The sequence below is a fragment of the Paenibacillus alginolyticus DSM 5050 = NBRC 15375 genome (assembly GCF_000422905.1).
GTDB classification, from domain to species: domain Bacteria; phylum Bacillota; class Bacilli; order Paenibacillales; family NBRC-103111; genus Paenibacillus_E; species Paenibacillus_E alginolyticus.
Map to the genome: position 1 here is coordinate 1 of NZ_AUGY01000097.1, position 19,677 is coordinate 19,677.

Sequence of the window (19,677 nt, forward strand, 5' to 3'; positions counted from 1 at the left end):
TAGTGTATGAGGCTGAATCGTTAGACGGACTTGTCATTACTCCGTTAGTCAATTCTGATAGCGCTCCATCACCAGCACCTAATATGAAATTACCTACCTTTTTCAATATACTTTCACTCGCTGGAGTGGTCGTAACCGGAGTTGATTCGGGATATACTTTATTGGAAATTGAGATCGTAGTATCCTCTTCAGTTACATTGTTCCCATTTACCGGACGAAATGAAGATGTACTTGAATAGCTTCCTGAAGTTCCTGATCTCAGCATATTTAGTAAAGCCGTATTTTGAGCTGCTGTGCCTGAATAATCTGATATTCCATAGCGTTGGGCCAGTTGTTCTCTATTGGAGAATGAGGCGTTTTGGCCCGTGGAATTCATATAGTCGATAATCGACCCATTATTTGGAATTTGGGATAAAGGAACCATTTCCCCTCGATATTCCCAACCTGGCATATCAAATTTAACAGATGCTAGTAATTTCACTGTGTTTCCTGAAGATACGTGAGCAGATTTTTTCGTTGAAGCAGGACCTGTCGAATTAAATATCTGGCTATACTTCCCTGCTGCAATTTCTGCCGGTGTCGGCGGTGGCGTGCATCCTCCGGAAGGATCACCCCCGCCGCTTGAACCACCGCCAGAACTGCCTCCGTCACTGTTATCCACCGGATCCGGTACCCAGTGAACCGATAAAATCATATTCTTTATACGGGTATTTCATGGGTTACATGTGTTATTGGTTGAATGATAGGTTTATTAAGCACTGGATAGCCCCCACCAAAAAAAGAAACCTTGAAAGGTATAAAGCCAGTCAAGGTTAAAGTTCAAATCAGTAATTTTCTACGGCTTCCTTTTGTTGTTCGGCAATATTTCTAAATGGTTCATACAATAGGGATAGTTTTTTCTGAAAATGAATATCCCCAAAAAGTTGTGTGTCTTTTTCTAAAGCATTTAGAATAGCATAAAACTCTTCACAATCAACAGATGCGCCTTCACCACCATCTGCTTCGTCCCCGGACTTCAATAATAACTCTGGAAGCGGTAACTTACCGTCTAAATGTTTTAGATAAAAATATCCAATTATTGCATCGCTAGAAGGGTGCAGATTACTTACATTATGTCTTTCTGAAATAAGTAGATCACTTAGTGCATTACTCAGTGTTTCAATATTACTTGCCAATGATATGTTTATTAACCAATCTTCTACCGATACTTCCCTTAGAATACGTTTGTCGGCCCAGTTCTGCCAATCCTTCTTATTGTAATAACCACTAAAGGCTATCGCAAAAAGATAATGAGCAATTGGTATCATATTATCACCTCGGTGTATCAGGATGTAGATCAGGAGTATTCGGTCCATGCTGTGTAGGATTCTGCCATGGGTTCGGATGATGGTGAGGACTTTCATGGTGATGAGGCGCCCCATGATCTGTATAATCGTTATTTCCGATCCGTCTTCCAAACTGGTCATAAATCGTTTCTCTTTCGTATAACTCGCCAGTGTTACTTAATTTTTGATCTGTAATACTTCGTGTACCCGGCACAGTGTATGTTCTTTCTCTAGTGTTTGGCTCACCCTTATAATAAGGATTAATATCTTGCTCCCAATATCTTTTATAACGGGCGGCTTCTAATTGGTCCATTTGATCAACGAATGTCTTAGTATTACCCCCGCTTGCCGTAGACCTTTTCCTAGTTACAAAAGCAGCAATAAAACCGCCTGCCGAGTTTCCAATAGTGTATGAAGCTGAATCGTTAGACGGACTTGTCATTACTCCGTTAGTCAATTCTGATAGTGCTCCATCACCAGCACCTAATATGAAATTACCTACCTTTTTCAATATACTTTCACTCGCTGGAGTGGTCGTAACCGGAGTTGATTCGGGATCTACTTTATTGGAAATTGAGATCGGAGTATCCTCTTCAGTTACATTGTTCCCATTAACCGGACGAAATGAAGATGTACTTGAATAGCTTCCTGAAGTTCCCGATCTCAGCATATTTAGTAAAGCCGTATTTTGAGCTGCTGTGCCTGAATAATCTGATATTCCATAACGTTGGGCCAGTTGTTCTCTATTGGAGAATGAGGCGTTTTGACCCATGGAATTCATATAGTCGGTAATCGACCCATTATTTGGAGTTCCAGATAAAGGATTCATTTCTATTCGACCAATTTCTCCATCAGGTTTATAAAACATAACAGCTGCTAATAATTTCCCTGTATTTCCCGAAGATGAATGAGCCGCTTTTCTCGTTGAAGCAGGACCTACCGAATTAAATATCTGGCTATATTTCCCTGCCGCAATTTCTGCTGGTGTCGGTGGTGGCGTGTAACTTCCACCGGAATCGCCTCCGCTACTTCCTCCAGAAGGATCTCCTCCGCCTGATTCGCCTCCAGTGTCACCGCCGGTTGAACCGCCGCCGGAACTTCCTCCCGATCCGCCACTGTTATCCACCGGATCCGGTACCCAGTGACTCGGATCGTCGCAATCGCCTCCGTGCGAATATTCGCCGTACTCACACCAATGTCCCGTCGGGTCGGTATAATTCACCGGGTTATTCAGCGTGTACGCGTAACGATTCAGTGTCTGCGGCACATAGGCCGCACCAGCGTACGTATCCTCTGTCGTAAAACGACCGACCTTCGGGCTGTACCAACGAGCCGAGTAGTCCATCAGGCTTGCTTTGGAATCGTACGTTTTGCCTGCAAAACCCGCATTCGTATGTGGCGCTGCCATCTGGGTCAACAGATTTCCGAAGGCGTCATAGCGGTATTTCATCGCTGTTTCGCCTTCTTTATTCGTTACGTCCATGACGTTGCCGATCGCATCGGTCATGTAATACAGCAGCTTCCCATGGTCTTCAATGTTTCCTTCATAGCCTTCCATCTTCCGGCCATGATTGCCGAACAATTTGCGGGCAATCACGTCCCCGTCAGCACTGTAGTACTGAGCAAGCGGCTCCCCATGCTCGCCATATTCCTTAAACACGTTCAAGCCATCATACGTGTAATTCGTCGTTTCCGGCGTGAGCAGATGCTCCAGAGCACGCTTGGATTTATCTTTTGACGGCACAAGTGCTGCAATTTTGTCAGGATCAAAATAGCTCTGTGTGCGAGACACCTTGCGCCTCAAGGCATCATACGCATACTCCACCTTGGAGCCGTCCTCGTAATTGACGCTTTTCAGCTTATTGTCTCCGGTGTAGGCATACTGAACCGTCCCTTGTGAGCCACCGCTACGCTCTTGCAGATTGCCGCTTTGGTCATAGATATAGGACTCGTCACCTGCGGATTGCAGCCGATTCGCGCCATCGTAGGCATACTCGGTAATTTTACCGTCGGCCACCATACGCTTGCGGTTCCCTACGCCGTCATAATCATATTCTACCGTTTTCACGGGATCGATGAAATAGTCCGGATGCTCAGAGACAAGTTCTAACTCGTGATTGACAATCTTTGGCTTCTGTTTCTTCTTCTTTTTGGGATGGTTATCTTTTTTATCCTCTGATTTACCCTTCGCTTTGCCATTCACAAGTTCATGTTTATCGTAGCGATGCTTATCTCTGTAGCTTTGCGGCTCATCACTCGAATGGTGCTCGTCACTTGAAACTGTTCCAGTTCCGCCGATACTACTGCCTCCACCGGTGCTCGTATGACTAGTATTGTCTGTACCATTGTTGCCTGTGCTGCCGCTACCGGTGCCGTCATCATTGCTGTTGCCATTGTTGCCAGTGTCGTTATGACCACCCGATTCATTGCTTCCATTTCCGCAGGACTCATTGGTTTGACCATTGTGATTCCCATTATCATGGTGTTCATCATTATTGCCTTGGCCGTTATGATTCCCATTGTCATGATGCTCATCGTCTTGGCCTTGGCCATTATGGTTTCCATTATCATGGTGTTCATTTTCATCAGAGCTATGGCCTTTACAAGTGTTTGCTTGGCTTTTGTTTTGGTCATTATGACCGTGATTCCCGTCATTGCTATTGTCATCATGATTATTATCGTGTCCGTTACTATTACCTTGATCATGATCACTTTGACTGAGCAACATAACGCCGTATCTGGTTGGCTGCGGCGCATATTCAGTAGCTAGTAACGGCTGAAACGACTGATTATGAAAGGCCGTCTCTTCCGAACTATCCTCAGCATTCTTATCTGTCGGCTCTTCCTCCACAGGGATTTGAATTTTCTCAGGATGCACTGGGGGACGATAATAACCTGACTTCACTTGTTCAATCTTGGACTTAGGATACGTGACCTGTACAAGTCTATTTAGATCATCATATTCATACTCTGTTCTGGCATTGTCTTCTTCTTGTTGATACAATCGATTGCCGACCTTATCGTAGCCGTATGCAAACGAACTACGGTAATCTTCACCGGAATGGTTTATCTCAGTTACCCAATTATTCGCGTTATAACTATAAGTCGTCTTAATGCCGTTAGGGAGCGACTGCTCGGCAACTTGTCCAATAGCATTATACGTATAATTGGTTTTGGCTCCATCCGGATCCGTCATTTCCGTTAAACGGCTCAGAGCATCATATCTATACTGAAGAATGCGCTCTTCAGGATCCGTTATTTGAGTGCGGTTGCCGAGCGCATCATAAGCGTACGATGTGGTCTTGTTCCATTTGACATTCGTAACAGAGGTTGTATGATTCAAAGCATCATAGGCATATCGCTCGCTTGAAGCAGGTGAATCTGCCAACGTTAAGTTACCTGCTGCATCATATTCGTATCGAAGTGTTTCTCCCCCAGGCAGTTCTTGCTGTGTGAGATCATGCCTACGATTATATTGGTAGGTAGTCACCTTGCCATCAGGCCTTGTCTTACGAACCATATTACCAGAATTATCGTAGCTATATGCGGTTCTCTCTCCTAACGCATTTGTTTCGGCTAACAATCGGTCTAGCGCATCGTAATTCCAAGCCGTTTCGTTATTCTCCGCATCGGTAAGCTTCACTCTGTTTCCAAGAGCATCGTACGAATAGTCCGTTGTATAACCTTCTGCGTCCGTTACCTGCACGAGCCTTTTCATCGTGTCGTAGGAGTAGCTAGTCGCATGGCCCTCGGCATCTGTTTTGCCAATCATATTGCCTACCTTGTCAAAACGATAGGCACTTGCTCCACCCATTGAATCTGTTTGCTTTATCATTCGGTTAAGAGCATCGTATTCATACGACGTTCTGTGACCTAGCGCATCTGTTTCACCCAAAAGATTGCCTGCCGCATCATATTCGTAAGCTTGCACGCTTCCTAATGCGTCTGTTTTACTCACAAGTCGACCTATTGGGTCATAAGCAAAAGAAGTGGATGCTCCCTTCGGGTTCATGATGCTAGTTATTTGGCTGATCGCGTCATATTCTAAACGAGTTGAGTTACCATTTGGATCTGATGTTCCGGTTAATCGAGACAGTGCATCGTAACTGTAATTCCAAACATTTCCCCGTTTATCCGCACGCTTTACGATATTACCAAGTGGATCATACTGATATTTCTCAGTAAATCCTTCTTGGTCTTGATTCTCATTTAAACGTCCAAGCGCGTCATATCTATAATGTTTCGCCGCTCCAAGTGGATCCGCTTCTGAAACAAGATGCCCCACCGCATCATAGGCATAGCTTGTCTCTTGACCAAGTGCATTCACAACAGCAGCGAGACGCTTTGTCGGCGTATAGCGATAGTGAGTTTCCTGCCCTAACGCATCGATTCGAGCAATCAGGTTGCTGGAAGCATCATATTGAAAGCGTGTAACTGAACCATCCTTTTCCGTTTTGCTTTTGAGACGACCCAGAGCATCGTAGCTTTGTTCGACTTGACGCCCGACCTCGTCGGTTATGGCAATCAACTGATCCGCATTGTCATAAGTTAAGTTGGTCGTCTGTCCAAGCGCATCGGTTGTCATAATAAGACGGCCTAACGAATCGTACGTCCAAGCCCTATTCCTGCCCAGTTCATCTGTCAATGAAGACATCCGAAAGTCCTCATCATATTGCACAAGCTTCTCAAATCCGAGTGCATCCTTCACGTGCACCTTGCGTAAGGATTGGTCATAGAGTATCGTGGTCTGATGCTGAAGAGCATCCACAATTTGTGTAACTCGTCCTAATGCATCGTAGGTGTACCCCGTTCTGCCACCAAGCGGATTTACTACACCAGTCCTTCGGCCAGCAAGATCATATTCGAATGAGGTACGTTTACCTGACTTATCTGTAACACCAATCATTCGATCCACTGCATCGTATTCATAACGTTGTGAATACCCATCCGCATCGAAGGATGCTTCTAATCTGCCATTCAAGTCATACACATACTTATTTTCATGTCCTAACGGATCTATGCTCTTGGTAATGTGGCCTAATGCATCATATTCAAACTTCGTCACAGCATGTTCGGCATCTTCAGAAACCAGGAGTCTTCCTAAGTCGTCATAAATCATACGATCTACGTTTCCTAAAGCATTGGTCTGACTAATGATTTGTCCTGCGGCATCATATTCTTGAATTTCCTTACCGCCATAAGGATCCTCTGTCTCGATGAGACGACCCATCAAATCAAATTTCTTCTTAAGGAATTTACCTTCCGGCAGATAAACCAGATTATTGTTTCCCCAAGCATCATAACCAAAATGAACTTTTTTACTGTCCATGAGTATGTCAGAGATATACCCATTGTTATTGTAGGTGTAGGTTGTTGTTAAACTTCCGACCATTTTGCTTGATAAACGTCCATTTGCATCATACATCATCGTCTCTTTAGGAGATAACGTCCCTGCCTTCTCTATGATTCTGCCGAGGCTATCGTAGGTAACCTTCATCTTCACACCCAGGGCACCTTGAACCTCCGAGACACGATCTAGAGCGTCATAAACAAATGTCGTTATAATTCCAGACGGATCTATAGCCTGGGTGAATCTCCCACGCTCATCATAATGGTAGGTGTTAGTTGTGTTATCGGGCGTAACAACCTTAACTAGCCGTCCCATGGCATCATATTGACGTGTCAACACATGACCAAGTGCATCCGTTACGCTCGTTAGGCGATCCCCTTTGTCATAGGTGAAGCTTCTCTTACCTTGATTAGGAAATGTAACTTCCTGTAAACGGTTACGCACATCGTAGGCGTATAGTGTGATATTTCCTAGCGCATCGGTAACCGATGTAAGTTGTCCGCTATCGTTATAGACCAAAGTTGCTGTCTTCCCGCGTTTGTCGGTCAGCGTAAGCATTTGCCCTCTTGCGTTATATGTAAAAGACTGTTTAAATCCGAGAGGATCAGATTGTTCTACAAGGTTTCCCTTGTCGTCATAGATATACGACCATTTTCTTAAGAGATCCGTTGCTTCTTTCGGCTCAATACGAACCTCTAATGGTTGGTTCCATGCATTGTATGTAATAAATGTATGAAGTCCTTTGGTATCAAGCTGTTCTACAGCTCGTCCTTTGTCATCATATACAGTTGAGTTGGTTCCCTCAGGTCCTTCGGTAGATAGCAATCTGCCTGATTCCATGTAGGTATAGTTATATGCTCGCCCAGATGCATCGACTTTGCGAACAATGCGATTACGGTCGCCCGTCTCGTAACGAGTAATACCGCCTAGCGCATCCTGCTTTTGAATAATGTGAGACGCATCATCATAGTTGTATTGATAAACAGCAGCGCCTTCACGTTTATATAAGGTTACACGGTCTCCGTCATACTCAAATGTCTCCAAACCTGTTTCAGCTTTATGCATACCCGTTAAACGATGCTCATTATCGTAGGTATACGTTGTATTCCTGCCGTCTGGATAGACGACCCCCGTTAGATTTTGTACATCATCATATTGATAAGAAGTAATTCGTCCGAGCGGATCTGTAAAAGAAGTGACTCTTTCTCCCGTATATTCCACCTTAAATGAACGGCCGACGCTATCCGTAATAGATTGGATATGCCCCGCTTTGATCATAATCAATACGGGTTTTATTCCCGTTTTTATCTTCCACAGAAACAAGCTTACCCATACCAGGATCAGCACCCTGTCGCCAGCTGGCATAGTAGCCTTTAAACGTATAGACATTTCCTGTAGGGTCCGTCAAACGGTATTCATCTTGGGATATTCTTTGCAGTTTGGATCCATAGGGCTCATCTGAGGTATATGTACCTTGATCCAGATTGTAATAAATAAGGCTGTCTCCATCAAAAGAGTCGATGTATTGCGAAGTATCGCCCGGCGTAAAAGCGTATTTAATCTGCGAACCATCCGGTCGCATTTCGACCATATCAAAACCCGCATACATCCGCAAACTGTGCTCATAAGGAAATAACCACCCCTGTCCAAAACCACCAAGCTGATCTTTCCGTTCGCTCAAATAAAGCCGTTGCCATGTTATAGACTGTCCTGGGGATTGGACAATAGCATCATCTTGTTTAATCGCAAGTACACCACTGGGTAGTGAAACAGGGTCCTGCGGCATGCCCTGGTTGCCGGCTTGTTCCTCTCCGTATCTACCCAATGAAGGAACGCCTTGCGGAGTGGCTGCAGCGTTTTGCAAGCCTGTTTTACCGGAGTCGAAAAGTGAGGGCTGCTGGCTCACACCCGGTGTAGGCAACATATCCTGCAAGAAATGATCCAAAGACGACGAATAAGCCGCTGATGCCTTGGGCAAAGGCCAAGGATAGCCGCCAATCATAAATATTACGATGAAGCTAGAAACAATCCATCTTTTAATAATAACTTTCTTTTGCTACCCATTAGGTAACACCTCTCTTTGTAACAAGAACAAATCCGCGATGGATGGAGAGATACGATATGCCTAAGTTATTTATTATAGGCGTATAGTCGCATACTTCGGCGGCCTGGCAATCATGTCTTTAGGTTCAAAGAGTTAGATCCACGGCTTTGCGTCTCCGTCTTTCGGCGGATTTGCCTTGTTTGTATTTGGAAAATAATGAAAATTCTTTCTGTTTGTTGCAACAATAGCACTATTTTTTGCCGAAGAAAATAGTAATAAAGACCTATATTTTGTTGTTAATAAAATTACAATACGTCAACTACCCCTTAGTAATTACAAAAAAAGCCCGCAACACCTTTTCCAAGGCGTTACGGACTTTTTTTACACTTTAAAATTATTCGGATTGAAAAGCTTCTTCCTTCAGCAGGGTGTACATCTGAGCAGCGTCTTCTTTGCGGGTCGACTCCGAAAGAACCTCCACTCGAATCGTCACCTTTTTCTGACCGAATTGAATAGAGAGCTCATCTCCGACTTTCACGTGTGTACTCGCCTTCGCATCTCTACCGTTGATCCAGACGCGCCCTTGATCAGACACATCCTTCGCAACGGTGCGACGTTTGATGAGACGAGATACTTTGAGAAACTTATCGATACGCATTATTTTACAGCGTCTTTAAGCTTGTTGCCCGCTTTGAAAGCAGGAACATTGGATTCCGCGATCACGATTGGGTTTCCTGTTTGTGGGTTACGGCCTGTACGACCCGAACGTTTGCGAGTTTCGAATGTTCCGAAACCGATTAATTGAACTTTATCTCCGGATGAAAGAGCGTCCGTTACTTCACCAAGGAATCCGTTAAGTACAACTTCAACGTCTTTCTTAGTAAGTCCGCTTTTTTCTGCAATGTTGTTGATCAAATCTGTTTTGTTCATGTGGTTTCTTTACCTCCCAAAAATGTTTGAAGATCTAGTCTTCTATTATGTACCCATTTTGCAAAGCTGAGAGACTTTGAACTATGTTCAAATATCTCTATACTATATTTCCATATTCAACCTTACACCAAATTTAGTATTCTGCTTTTTTCGGCAAAATCCTTCTATTACGATTCGAGTTTTGCAACTTTTTTTGCTTCCTGCCATAAATTTTCCATCTCTGATAAATCAGTTTGTTCAAAAGAACGCCCTTTTAAACGTAGTTGATCTTCGATATACGAAAATCTTTGAACGAATTTGCGGTTCGTTTGCGCAATCGCCTCTTCCGGATCAACCTTCAGGAATCTAGCAACATTGACGATAGAGAAAAGGACGTCGCCTAGCTCCTCAAGCCGATCTTGCGCCCCTACTTCGGTTGGATTAGCGATGGCTTCGCGAAGCTCCGTTAACTCTTCTTCCACCTTATTCAGGACATCTTTCAGCTCTGACCAGTCAAAACCAACTGTTGCTGCCTTTTTCTGAAGCTTCATCGCCTTCATAAGGCCTGGCAGCTCGCGTGGCACACCGTCAAGTACGGATTGCTTCGTGACATCAATGCCCTTCTTACGCTTCTCCTCCGCCTTCATGGCATTCCAGTTCACAAGAGCTTCGTCTGCATCCTCAGCCTTGTTCTCACCGAATACATGGGGGTGACGGCGGATGAGTTTCTCATTCAACGTGGCAATGACATCATAAACGGTGAACGTGCCAATTTCCTCTTCCATCTGCGCATGCAGCATCACTTGCAAAAGCAGATCGCCGAGCTCCTCACACATGTGCTCTGGATCGTCTTCGTCTATTGTTTCAAGAACCTCATACGCTTCCTCGATGAGATTCTTGCGCAGGCTGGCATGCGTCTGCTCACGATCCCAGGGGCAGCCTTCTGGGCTGCGCAGGATTTGAACAATTTCATGCAATCGGCCAAAAGTGCGGTAATACAGCTCATCTTGCTCGCTGCGAGGCACCCAAACGAGAGACAGATTGCCGTAACCTTTGACATGATCCAACTCATGTAGAGGCACTTCGATAATTTGCTCCTCGCCCGTTACACCTAAGGAATGACCGACCACGACACGATAATCATCAGGGTAAGCCTCCATAAGGCTAATCTTAAGATCCGATGCCGTAAGGGTATCATACACTTGTCCAATAACCGTATGAAGCTGCGGATTTAGAGTATAACGGCTCAGGCTGGTCGCGTCAAGCAATTGAAAGCCATCAATCGGGTCAAAACCAAATCGTAGAAACGCTTGATCTAGAAAGCTCTCCCCGCCGATGACTTGGAGCGTGATACCCTCGGATGGACAACGTTGTTTCAGAAGCTGTACTGTGTATTCCGCCACCATCGGATGGCCTGGTACTGCATAAATAACTTCGGAAGATTGCGTCTTGGCGGATTGAATAAGCGCCTCTGCAATCGATTCGTACACTTGTTCGAAGGTTTGGTGAGCAAGGTAATTCTCGTCGAACGTTTGGTAAGGAATCTGGTTCGTATCCAGCATCTGAACCATCGGATGATCTTTCGTTCGCAGGAAAAGCACGGCTTGCTCCTTGGAGGCCAGCTGCAGCTTTTTCCAGACACCCAATGTGAGCTGGTCTTCGTCTCCCGTTCCGAGTCCAAGGATCGTTATTTGCGGGTTGGTTGTTGACATGTAGGAAACACCTCCTGATTATTGGTTAACTGCTATGTGTAAGGATTGGATTAAAGGATTATGCAAAAGTTCCTATATTAGTCGGCACCAGTCTAGTGTGGTAGCTGTAGATAGTGCAGGTAATTTGGCTCAAAAGCACTTGCCAGAACTAACAAAACTGTATCCCATCAACCGACTTTTGCTGTAGATAATGCAGGTAATCTGGCTCAAAAGCAAACCCAAGAGCTACCACACCTGTTCCCCATCAACATACGTTTGCTGCAGAAAGTGCAGGTAATCTGAACTCAGAAGCAAAATCCAGAGCTGTCAAACCTGTTCCCCAACAACCGACGTTTGCTGCAGAAAGTGCAGGTAATATGAGCTCAGAACTATTTCCAGCAAGTTTTGCTGCAAAATGTGCAGCTAATTTAAAGGAAATCAGCCGATACGGCTGTTTGAATGACATTTAACTGTAGGAAATGCAGTAAATTAGTGAAACAACGAAGTAACGCTGATTTTAACTGTAGTTTTTGCAGCTTATTAACCAAAAAGGAGCGATCAGCCGTTGTCGCGGGGGGCGGCGGATGCCTTCGCCGGCCATAGCTTCGCCAGCTCCGGCATCAGCCGCAGCTCCTCGCGGCTGATGCTGCCGCTGCGCAGCAGCGCTAGCGCGTAGACGGCTGCGCCGCCGACTACGCCTACCAAGGCGATTGCGCTAGCGCTCAATCGCTCAGGCACGTGCCATGCCGCCGCAGCAGGCATGGCCAGAAGCTGCAGCGCTGCGAGGCAGCCGCCCATCAGCCCCACGCCAAGCGCGGGACTGACGGCGTACGGCCGCAGCGCGAAGCGCGCCCCGGTGCAGCGGCGCAGCTGCACCAGATTCAGCCCCGCCGCAGCGGCATAGGCGATCACCGCGCTCAGCGCGGCGCCGTCGATGCCCCAGCGGGGCATCAACACCACGTTGCCAAGTGCTTTCAGCACGATGGCAACGAGCAAAGCCTTCACCGGCGTGCGGATCGCGCCGGCGCCCTGGAGAACGCTGGCCGAGACAGCGTTCAGCGTACTAAACAAGGCCGTGAAGGCAAGCACGGCCATCGTCCAGCTGGCCTCATTACTTTTGTATAACATCACGTTAATCGGCACTGCAGCAAAGGCAAGTCCGAACGAGGCTCCGAGCCCGATGAGCCAGGAGAGCCTTATCGCCATCTCAGCCCGAGAGCGGATGAGTTCGTCCTGCCTGTTTGCCTTGGCTTCAGCAAGAGCAGGAACTAGCACGGCGGACATCGAGGAAGCGATCATGACTACGAGCTGAACGAGTGGAAGCCCTCGATTATAAAGCCCGAACTGCCGCATAGCTTCCCCCTCACTCCCTTGCGCGGCCTCGAGAAGACGCGGCATGGTAAACGTGTCGACAAGCGTGAGCAGAGGAACCACGATAGCACCCAAACAAACAGGAATCGCATAAGCCGTAATGCGTTTGGCCCATCCCCAGGAGGAAAGTTCCTTGGGCGGCATCACGCCTTCCTTTCGCCTTCCTTCATTCGGCCCCTGCCAATTCCTGTCCTTATCCCGGTCCCGCTCCAGCCTCATCGCCTTCCGCCAATAAACATACATCACGATCAACCCAGCTGCAGCACCTGTCACAGAGCCAAACGTAGCCCCTGCTGCAATCCACTCCTCGTCATAAGCCAATGCCGCCATATAGAGCAGCAGCGCGACCATGGTGATCACTCTTATAAACTGCTCAATCACTTGTGAAACAGCAGTCGGCACCATATTTTGGTACCCTTGAAAATAACCGCGCAGGACAGCAAGCATCGGGGATAACAGCAGCGCGAAGGATACGCTTCGGATCGCCCTTTCTGTCTGGCTAATGCCAATCCAGCTGGCAATCTCACTGGCTCCGAAGTACAACAGAACAAACACTACAAAACCGGTGCCCATTAATATCGCTGTAGAGACATGGACAATACGTCTAGCCCCTTGATGATCACCATCAATAGCTCGTTCGGCTACAAACTTGGAAACAGCTACCGGAAATCCGGCAGTAGCCGCAAACAAAATCAGAATATAGAGCGGATAAACCGCATTATAAATACCAAAAGCCGTATCACCGGCTACATTTTGCAGTGGAATTTTCTGCAGTGTTCCCAATAGCTTAGAGAGAATGGCGGCAGCTCCAAGAAGAGCAGCACCTTTTAACAGCTTGGTATCCTGTTTACCGACATTCCTCTGGAGCTCCTCTCTATGACCTTGATGCCCCTTGTCGGCGTCCCCCATCCTACTTCTCCTCTACCCTGACTTCACGTATATAGACATATTATAACGAAATCCGTCATGGCAGACAAAAAAAGCTTCACTTACAGATGCGGGGCATCTCGGTAAGGAAGCCTTTATGTCTTATTTTTCTTTCATTGCTCCATCTGCTTTGCCAAAAATCCAGCCGCGGTCTCCACCATCTTAACTTCCATATTCCCCATTTTCACACTCTCATCTTTGGAGAGCAAAATGACACATCCAATAGGGTCACCGCCGGCTACGATCGGAGCAGCCACGAAAGAAGAAAACGTTTCATTGGTATCCTTAATAAGCTCAAATTGTCCACTGCCGCTTTCCAGAATCGCTTTGCGATTTTCCATACAGGATTCAACGATCGATCCAACCGACTTTTCGAAATAGTCTTTCTTGGACCCCCCAGCCATCGCAATAATGTTATCTCGATCAGAGATCAGGGCCACATGATTCGTGCTTTCAAATAACGATTCCGCATATTCCTTGGCAAAATCACCAAGTTCACCGATAGGTGAATACTTCTTAAGAATCACTTCACCATCTCGATCCACGAAAATTTCCAAAGGGTCACCTTCGCGAATGCGTAGTGTGCGTCGTATTTCCTTGGGAATCACAACTCTCCCTAAATCATCTATCCGACGGACAATTCCAGTTGCTTTCATACCTCTAGATGCCTCACTTTCCGCTCAGTAATTAGATACGACAGGAGCATGAAATCTTGTATGCTAGATCGGGATTTGGTGGGAACTCGAATTCTATCCATAGTATTCTTCACTTCCCATTCTTCTATGCAGACGCTTTTCTACGGAATTTACTTTATTTAGCTTTGCATCCTGCTGCGATTATCATGTCCAAAAATGAGAAAATCTATATCGAAGAAATTCAATGATGAGCGACCGCGCTTAGCAGTGGAGAGACTTTGGTCTCCGACCAAAGATCCCTATATATGGTAGATTTTATCGCCAATAAGAAAGCTGTTTTCGTGAACCGAAAACTTATACTTGCTTTCTTATGTGGTAACAAATAAAAACAGGATGCCCGTTATCGGACATCCCGGTAAGTTCTTACTTTGCAGCTGGACTAGCCGCCGGGCTTGCTGCCGGGCTTGCAGCAGGACTTGCTGCTGGAGCTGGGCTCGCTTCCGGTTTCGGCAAATTGTTGGTTTGAATCAAGTTCGGGTATTCTTTCTCTGCAAATTCAGATAGGGATTTCTCCGCAAGCTGAGATTTGATTTGTGTTTTGAGTGTATCATCCAGTGGCTTCGTGCTTCTGGACTCTACTTTCATCACGTGGTAACCAAAAGAGGATTCAACAGGATCACTGATTGTGTTCAAAGGAAGCGTACTAGCTGCTTGCTTGAATTCCGGCACCCATTGATTGATGTCTGCATCTTTATACGTACCGCCATTATCTTTGGAGCCTGGATCGTCGGAATATTCTTTCGCAAGCGCTGCGAAATCGCCGCCTTTATCCAGTTTCCCTTTCACTTCTTTGGCTCTTGCCAAAGCTTCATCTTTGGTACGCAAATCTTTTTGTGTGGCTGCATCCTTCAAGGAAATCAGAATGTGACTAACTGTTGCAATATCAAAGGCATGAGTAGCTGCTTGTTCTTTGTAGGAATCCTGAACAGCTTGATCAGTTATTTTACTCTCCATGCTGCCCATCGTGTAAAAGCTCATTTTCATTAATGACTCGATATCCTTAAGCTCGATACCATTGTCTTTTAACTGCTTGTCCATTCCGCCTTCTTGCTTACCGAAGTAATCCGTGATGGCTTTCATTTGCTCCGTCACTTGTTTGTCAGCATCAGCTTTCACTTTATCGTCCGCTTTGGCAGATAGAACACGGAAAGTTACCATTTGCTTCAACATATCTTGTTGAAAAGCCGGGTCTGTCATGAATTGCGCCAGCTGCGGTGAGAACATTTTGTTCACACTGATGAAAGAGTTAAACTCGCCGCGTGTGATTTTACCGCCCTCTTTATACGTAGCAATCACATCACTCGGATTACCGGCAGTTGCTGCAGTAGCAGCAGGTGAAGTTGAAGGTGAAGCCGTTGCTGCACCTTCCTTTTTGCTTCCGCATGCGCTTAAGACTGAAAATGCAAGGAGCAATGTTACCATGCTTAAAATCCATTTTCTCGAAAAACGTCGTTGTGTACTAGTATCATTTGGCAACATCCTGTAATTCCCCTTTCGTTTTCAGAACATCCTTATATTGTACCAGAAACTTCTCCACCAATTCGATGGAAGCTTCTGGCTTCATGCCTTTACATCGAATAACGATATGAAGCTGCGGGTCCGCGTTCAACTTTATTCGACCATCAAAGCCTTTGGACAATGCGATAAGCTTCTGTCCTTCCAGCCTGCCATTCTGGTCAATATGCACCTTGATTAGGTAATCATCCCCTTTTTGGCTGATCGTTTCAATCCGGTACTCCGAACCGTATGCTTTCAAACGAGCCACTGTCAGTAAGTTGAACACGGCCTGCGGCAGATCACCGAAGCGATCAACTAGCTCATCATGCAGATCCGCGGCTTCTTCCAACGTTCGAATGGCGGCCACTTTTTTGTAAATTTCGATTTTTTGCATGCTGTCGTAGATGTAGTCGGATGGTAAATACGCATCCAATTGTATATCAATGGAAGTATTCCATTCCGGCTCTGGAATGACGGCTTCCCCATCTATTTCTAGTTTCAGCTTTGCAATTTCTTCCGCTAGCATTTGGGAATACAAATCAAATCCGACAGATGCAATGAAACCATGCTGCTCAGCGCCAAGCAAGTTGCCAGCGCCACGAATAGATAAATCCCTCATCGCAATTTTAAAGCCTGATCCAAGTTCTGTAAACTCTTTAATCGCTTGGAGGCGTTTCTCCGCCACTTCCGTAAGCACTTTATCCCGCTGATACGTGAAGTAAGCATAAGCTACGCGATTAGATCGTCCTACTCGTCCACGCAGCTGATACAGCTGGGACAGCCCCATTTTATCCGCATCGTGAACAATCAGTGTATTAACATTCGGAATATCGACACCCGTCTCGATAATACTCGTACTTACTAGCACATCGTATTCGCCATCGAGGAAATCAAGGATCGTCTTCTCCAGCTCCTGCTCGCCCATTTGTCCATGTGCTACAGTAACGCGGGCATCCGGAATCATCATGGAAATCTGATCAGCAATCTGAGTGATTCCTTGTACACGGTTATATAAATAATACACTTGACCTTCACGCGCTAATTCCCGCTCAATCGCCTCTCGAACCAGCGTTGGCCCGTATTCGACCACATAGGTCTGAACAGGGAAACGATTTTCCGGCGGAGTCTCAATTACCGATAAATCACGAACACCTAACATCGACATGTGTAAGGTTCTCGGAATTGGTGTTGCCGTCAGTGTGAGCACGTCCACATTCGTCTTGAGCCGTTTCAGCTTCTCTTTGTGGGACACGCCAAACCGCTGCTCCTCATCGACGATTAGCAAACCAAGATCTTTGAACTGCACGTCCTGCGACAATAGCCGGTGAGTACCAATAACGACGTCAACCGTCCCTTTCTTGACGCCTTTCATAACTTCAGTCTGCTCCTTCTTAGAGCGGAAACGACTTAATACTTTTACGTTAAAAGGATAGCCTGAGAACCGTTCACGGAACGTTTCGTAATGCTGCTGAGCCAAAATCGTTGTCGGCACCAGAACAGCCACCTGTTTGCCGTCAATCGCTGCCTTGAAGGCCGCGCGAACCGCAACTTCCGTCTTCCCATAGCCTACGTCACCGCAAAGCAAACGGTCCATCGGACGCGCTTTCTCCATGTCTCCCTTAATTTCTTCGATTGCGCGAAGCTGATCCCGCGTTTCATCGTAAGGGAACATCGCTTCAAATTCGTTCTGGTATGAGCTGTCTTTACTAAATCCGTAGCCAGTTGCAGCTTGGCGTTCTGCATAGAGCTTGATCAGCTCATCGGCAATATCCTTAACGGATGCCCGCGCCTTGCTCTTCACTCTAGCCCAGTCAGCGCCTCCGAGCTTATAAACCTTCGGCTCCTTCTCTTCGGAACCTACATATTTCTGGATCAAATCAATCTGGTCAATCGGTACAGACAGCTTATCGCCGCCAGCATACATGATGTGGAGGTAATCCTTATGAATACCGCCTACTTCCAAAGTGCCGATCCCAACATACTTCCCGATCCCATGATTCACGTGAACAACATAGTCGCCAATCTTAAGCTCTTGATAGCTTTTGATACGCTCAGCGTTCTCCAGCTTCTTCTCGACCTTACGTGCTTTACGCTGTTTCTGTGTAAAGATCTCGCCTTCCGTAATGACAACCAAATGGATCGAAGGCATTTCAAACCCTGTCTGCAAATTCCCATCTACAATTTCGGGGATCTCAATTTGATAGTCCTGCAGCACCCGCCGAACACGCTCAGCACGGTCCTCCCCGTTTGCCAGCAAAATCACATTGCTTCCATTTTTCTTCCAGCGTTCCATCTCCGCTTTGAGGAGATTCATCTGTCCATGGAAGTTTTGCATGACACGGCAAACGAAGTTTACGATGTTTTGCGGTTGAATCCCTGCCACTTGACGCAAAAATAGCGATACATATAAGGTCGGGAAAGGCCTACGATGCAGCAAAGTTTCATACGATTTGGACAGCACAAAAGCCGGCAAGCTCTTCCCCTCTGTCAGCGCATGCATCATCCACTCTGCCTCGTCGCGTTCCAGCTGTTTGGCTGTTTCCAGCAATCGGGCCGGTTCGTCGATGATCAGCACAGTATCCTTAGGCATGTAGTCCATGAGGGTCTGTCTTTCCGTATATAAAAGCGAAATATATTTATAAATACCTGGAAACGTCTGCCCTTCTCGAAGCAGTTCAATATCATGTCCAATGCCTTCGAGCAGCTTGTCTTTGGCTGATCGGTCGGTCATTTTCTCCAGCTGCGCTTGAAGCAGCTCATAGGCATGCTGCGCGGCCGATTGTAACCGCTTTCTATCCGCTTGAATCTCGCGGCAAGGGGGAATCGTTATTGAGCTTAATTTATCAATTGAACGCTGGTCACTTACATCAAAAGTACGAATAGAATCAACATCGACATCAAACAGCTCAATGCGAATGGCGTTCTCCGATGTTAGTGGAAATAAATCCAGAATTCCGCCGCGTACACTCATTTCACCTTTGGTCTCAACCCGCTCCACGCGTTCGTAACCCAGACTGGATAAAGTACCTAGGAGCTCATCCAATTGAACGGTATCCCCTACGTTGACCGTAACGCGGGATTCCTCGAATACTTGCTTGAGCGGAAGCAGTCGGCGCACACCGGCAAAAGGCGCAATAACAACCCCGCGAAAACCGCCAGCTAGCTTAGTGAGAACGTCAATACGCTGCGCTAGCATCTCCGGGCTGGAAGCCGCTTCTTCTGTTGTCAGAAGCTCTTGAGATGGGTAGAGCAGCACTTTATCAGGTGATAGACATTCTAGTAAATCCTCCGCTATTTTCTGAGCGGCGAACATATTATGAGTAACAATGAACAGCGGGCGCTCTAACTCGCGCGAGAGAGTGGCAATCATTATCTGCCTGGAGGAACCGGTAAGTCCGGCAACGAGCTGCTCTTTCATTTCGGACCTGAGGCCTGTCACGATCGTTTGAAAGTCGCTATCCGTAGAAAAAGCTTGAATTAAAGCTTGCAAACAAGTACACTCCCCTCACAAAAAGAAGCCTCGGCACACTTGCCTCGGCTATTGACTCTTTATCTTCATCAATTTTACTGCAACGGACTTGCCAGTAGGGACAGTTCTGGGTTTGCATCTAATGCCTCTCGACAGTAGTCGCAAACGACCCTTACCGTAACATCTCCATTCGTGTTATACGATATTATATCTCTACGCTCATCGGGGGTCAAGAAATGGAAGCCTAACTGCTGCTCCGTGATCGAATTTTGATTAATTTCCCCAACAAAGGTATGACAATGTCTGCAAATATACTTAATCATATATGTATGCCTCCTTCGACTATTCGATTACATCCTAGTATGGCCATTCTTCGGAGAAATTAGCCGAATGTGCCAT

12 protein-coding genes, 1 pseudogene and 1 riboswitch are annotated in these 19,677 nt (G+C 46.3%); of the genes and pseudogenes, 1 reads left to right on the forward strand and 12 read right to left on the reverse strand.

Annotation, left to right across the window (positions count from 1 at the left end):
- The 9 genes and pseudogenes from G519_RS45400 to spoVT all read right to left on the reverse strand — a co-directional run.
- Positions 1-661, reverse strand: a pseudogene (locus G519_RS45400) (hypothetical protein); the annotation flags it as partial.
- A 163-nt stretch (positions 662-824) separates the two neighbouring features.
- Positions 825-1,307 (reverse strand): hypothetical protein, encoded by a 483-nt coding sequence (locus G519_RS0131150; protein WP_029197987.1) that lies wholly within the window; start codon positions 1,305-1,307, stop codon positions 825-827.
- Positions 1,308-1,311: 4 nt separating this feature from the next.
- Positions 1,312-7,953 carry an RHS repeat-associated core domain-containing protein gene (locus G519_RS0131155; RefSeq protein ID WP_029197988.1) on the reverse strand — a complete coding sequence of 2,214 codons (6,642 nt, stop codon included), beginning with the start codon at positions 7,951-7,953 and terminating at the stop codon, positions 1,312-1,314.
- Positions 7,916-8,653 (reverse strand): DUF6531 domain-containing protein, encoded by a 738-nt coding sequence (locus tag G519_RS51125; protein WP_161632966.1) that lies wholly within the window; start codon positions 8,651-8,653, stop codon positions 7,916-7,918. Before G519_RS51125 ends, G519_RS0131155 begins: the two co-directional genes overlap by 38 nt.
- 181 nt (positions 8,654-8,834) lie before the next feature.
- A riboswitch (cyclic di-GMP riboswitch) is annotated at positions 8,835-8,925 on the reverse strand.
- Positions 8,926-9,113: 188 nt separating this feature from the next.
- Positions 9,114-9,377, reverse strand: coding sequence for an RNA-binding S4 domain-containing protein (locus G519_RS0131165; RefSeq protein ID WP_029197990.1), 264 nt, complete (start codon positions 9,375-9,377; stop codon positions 9,114-9,116).
- Positions 9,377-9,649: an HU family DNA-binding protein gene (locus G519_RS0131170; RefSeq protein WP_029197991.1), complete on the reverse strand. Its 273-nt coding sequence runs from the start codon at positions 9,647-9,649 to the stop codon at positions 9,377-9,379. Before G519_RS0131170 ends, G519_RS0131165 begins: the two co-directional genes overlap by 1 nt.
- A 167-nt stretch (positions 9,650-9,816) precedes the next feature.
- Positions 9,817-11,340, reverse strand: a complete 1,524-nt coding sequence (gene yabN, locus G519_RS0131175; protein ID WP_029197992.1) for a bifunctional methyltransferase/pyrophosphohydrolase YabN — start codon at positions 11,338-11,340, stop codon at positions 9,817-9,819.
- Positions 11,341-11,877: 537 nt separating this feature from the next.
- Positions 11,878-13,599 carry a putative polysaccharide biosynthesis protein gene (locus G519_RS45405; RefSeq protein ID WP_084160424.1) on the reverse strand — a complete coding sequence of 574 codons (1,722 nt, stop codon included), beginning with the start codon at positions 13,597-13,599 and terminating at the stop codon, positions 11,878-11,880.
- A 131-nt stretch (positions 13,600-13,730) separates the two neighbouring features.
- On the reverse strand, positions 13,731-14,273 hold the full coding sequence (gene spoVT, locus G519_RS0131185; RefSeq protein ID WP_029197993.1) for a stage V sporulation protein T: 543 nt from the start codon (positions 14,271-14,273) through the stop codon (positions 13,731-13,733).
- 56 nt (positions 14,274-14,329) lie between these two features.
- On the opposite strand from spoVT, the gene G519_RS50665 reads away from it, so the two are divergent.
- A complete protein-coding gene (locus tag G519_RS50665; RefSeq protein ID WP_154669634.1) occupies positions 14,330-14,500 on the forward strand; it encodes a hypothetical protein in 171 nt (56 codons plus the stop codon).
- Positions 14,501-14,675: 175 nt separating this feature from the next.
- On the opposite strand, the gene G519_RS0131195 is transcribed toward G519_RS50665, so the two are convergent.
- From G519_RS0131195 to G519_RS0131205, 3 genes are all read right to left on the reverse strand, one after another.
- Positions 14,676-15,734 (reverse strand): peptidylprolyl isomerase, encoded by a 1,059-nt coding sequence (locus tag G519_RS0131195; RefSeq protein ID WP_051253849.1) that lies wholly within the window; start codon positions 15,732-15,734, stop codon positions 14,676-14,678.
- A 43-nt stretch (positions 15,735-15,777) separates the two neighbouring features.
- Positions 15,778-19,299: a transcription-repair coupling factor gene (gene mfd / locus G519_RS0131200; RefSeq protein WP_029197995.1), complete on the reverse strand. Its 3,522-nt coding sequence runs from the start codon at positions 19,297-19,299 to the stop codon at positions 15,778-15,780.
- Positions 19,300-19,373: 74 nt separating this feature from the next.
- A complete protein-coding gene (locus G519_RS0131205; RefSeq protein WP_029197996.1) occupies positions 19,374-19,601 on the reverse strand; it encodes an anti-sigma-F factor Fin family protein in 228 nt (75 codons plus the stop codon).
- Between the last annotated feature and the right edge of the window lie 76 nt (positions 19,602-19,677).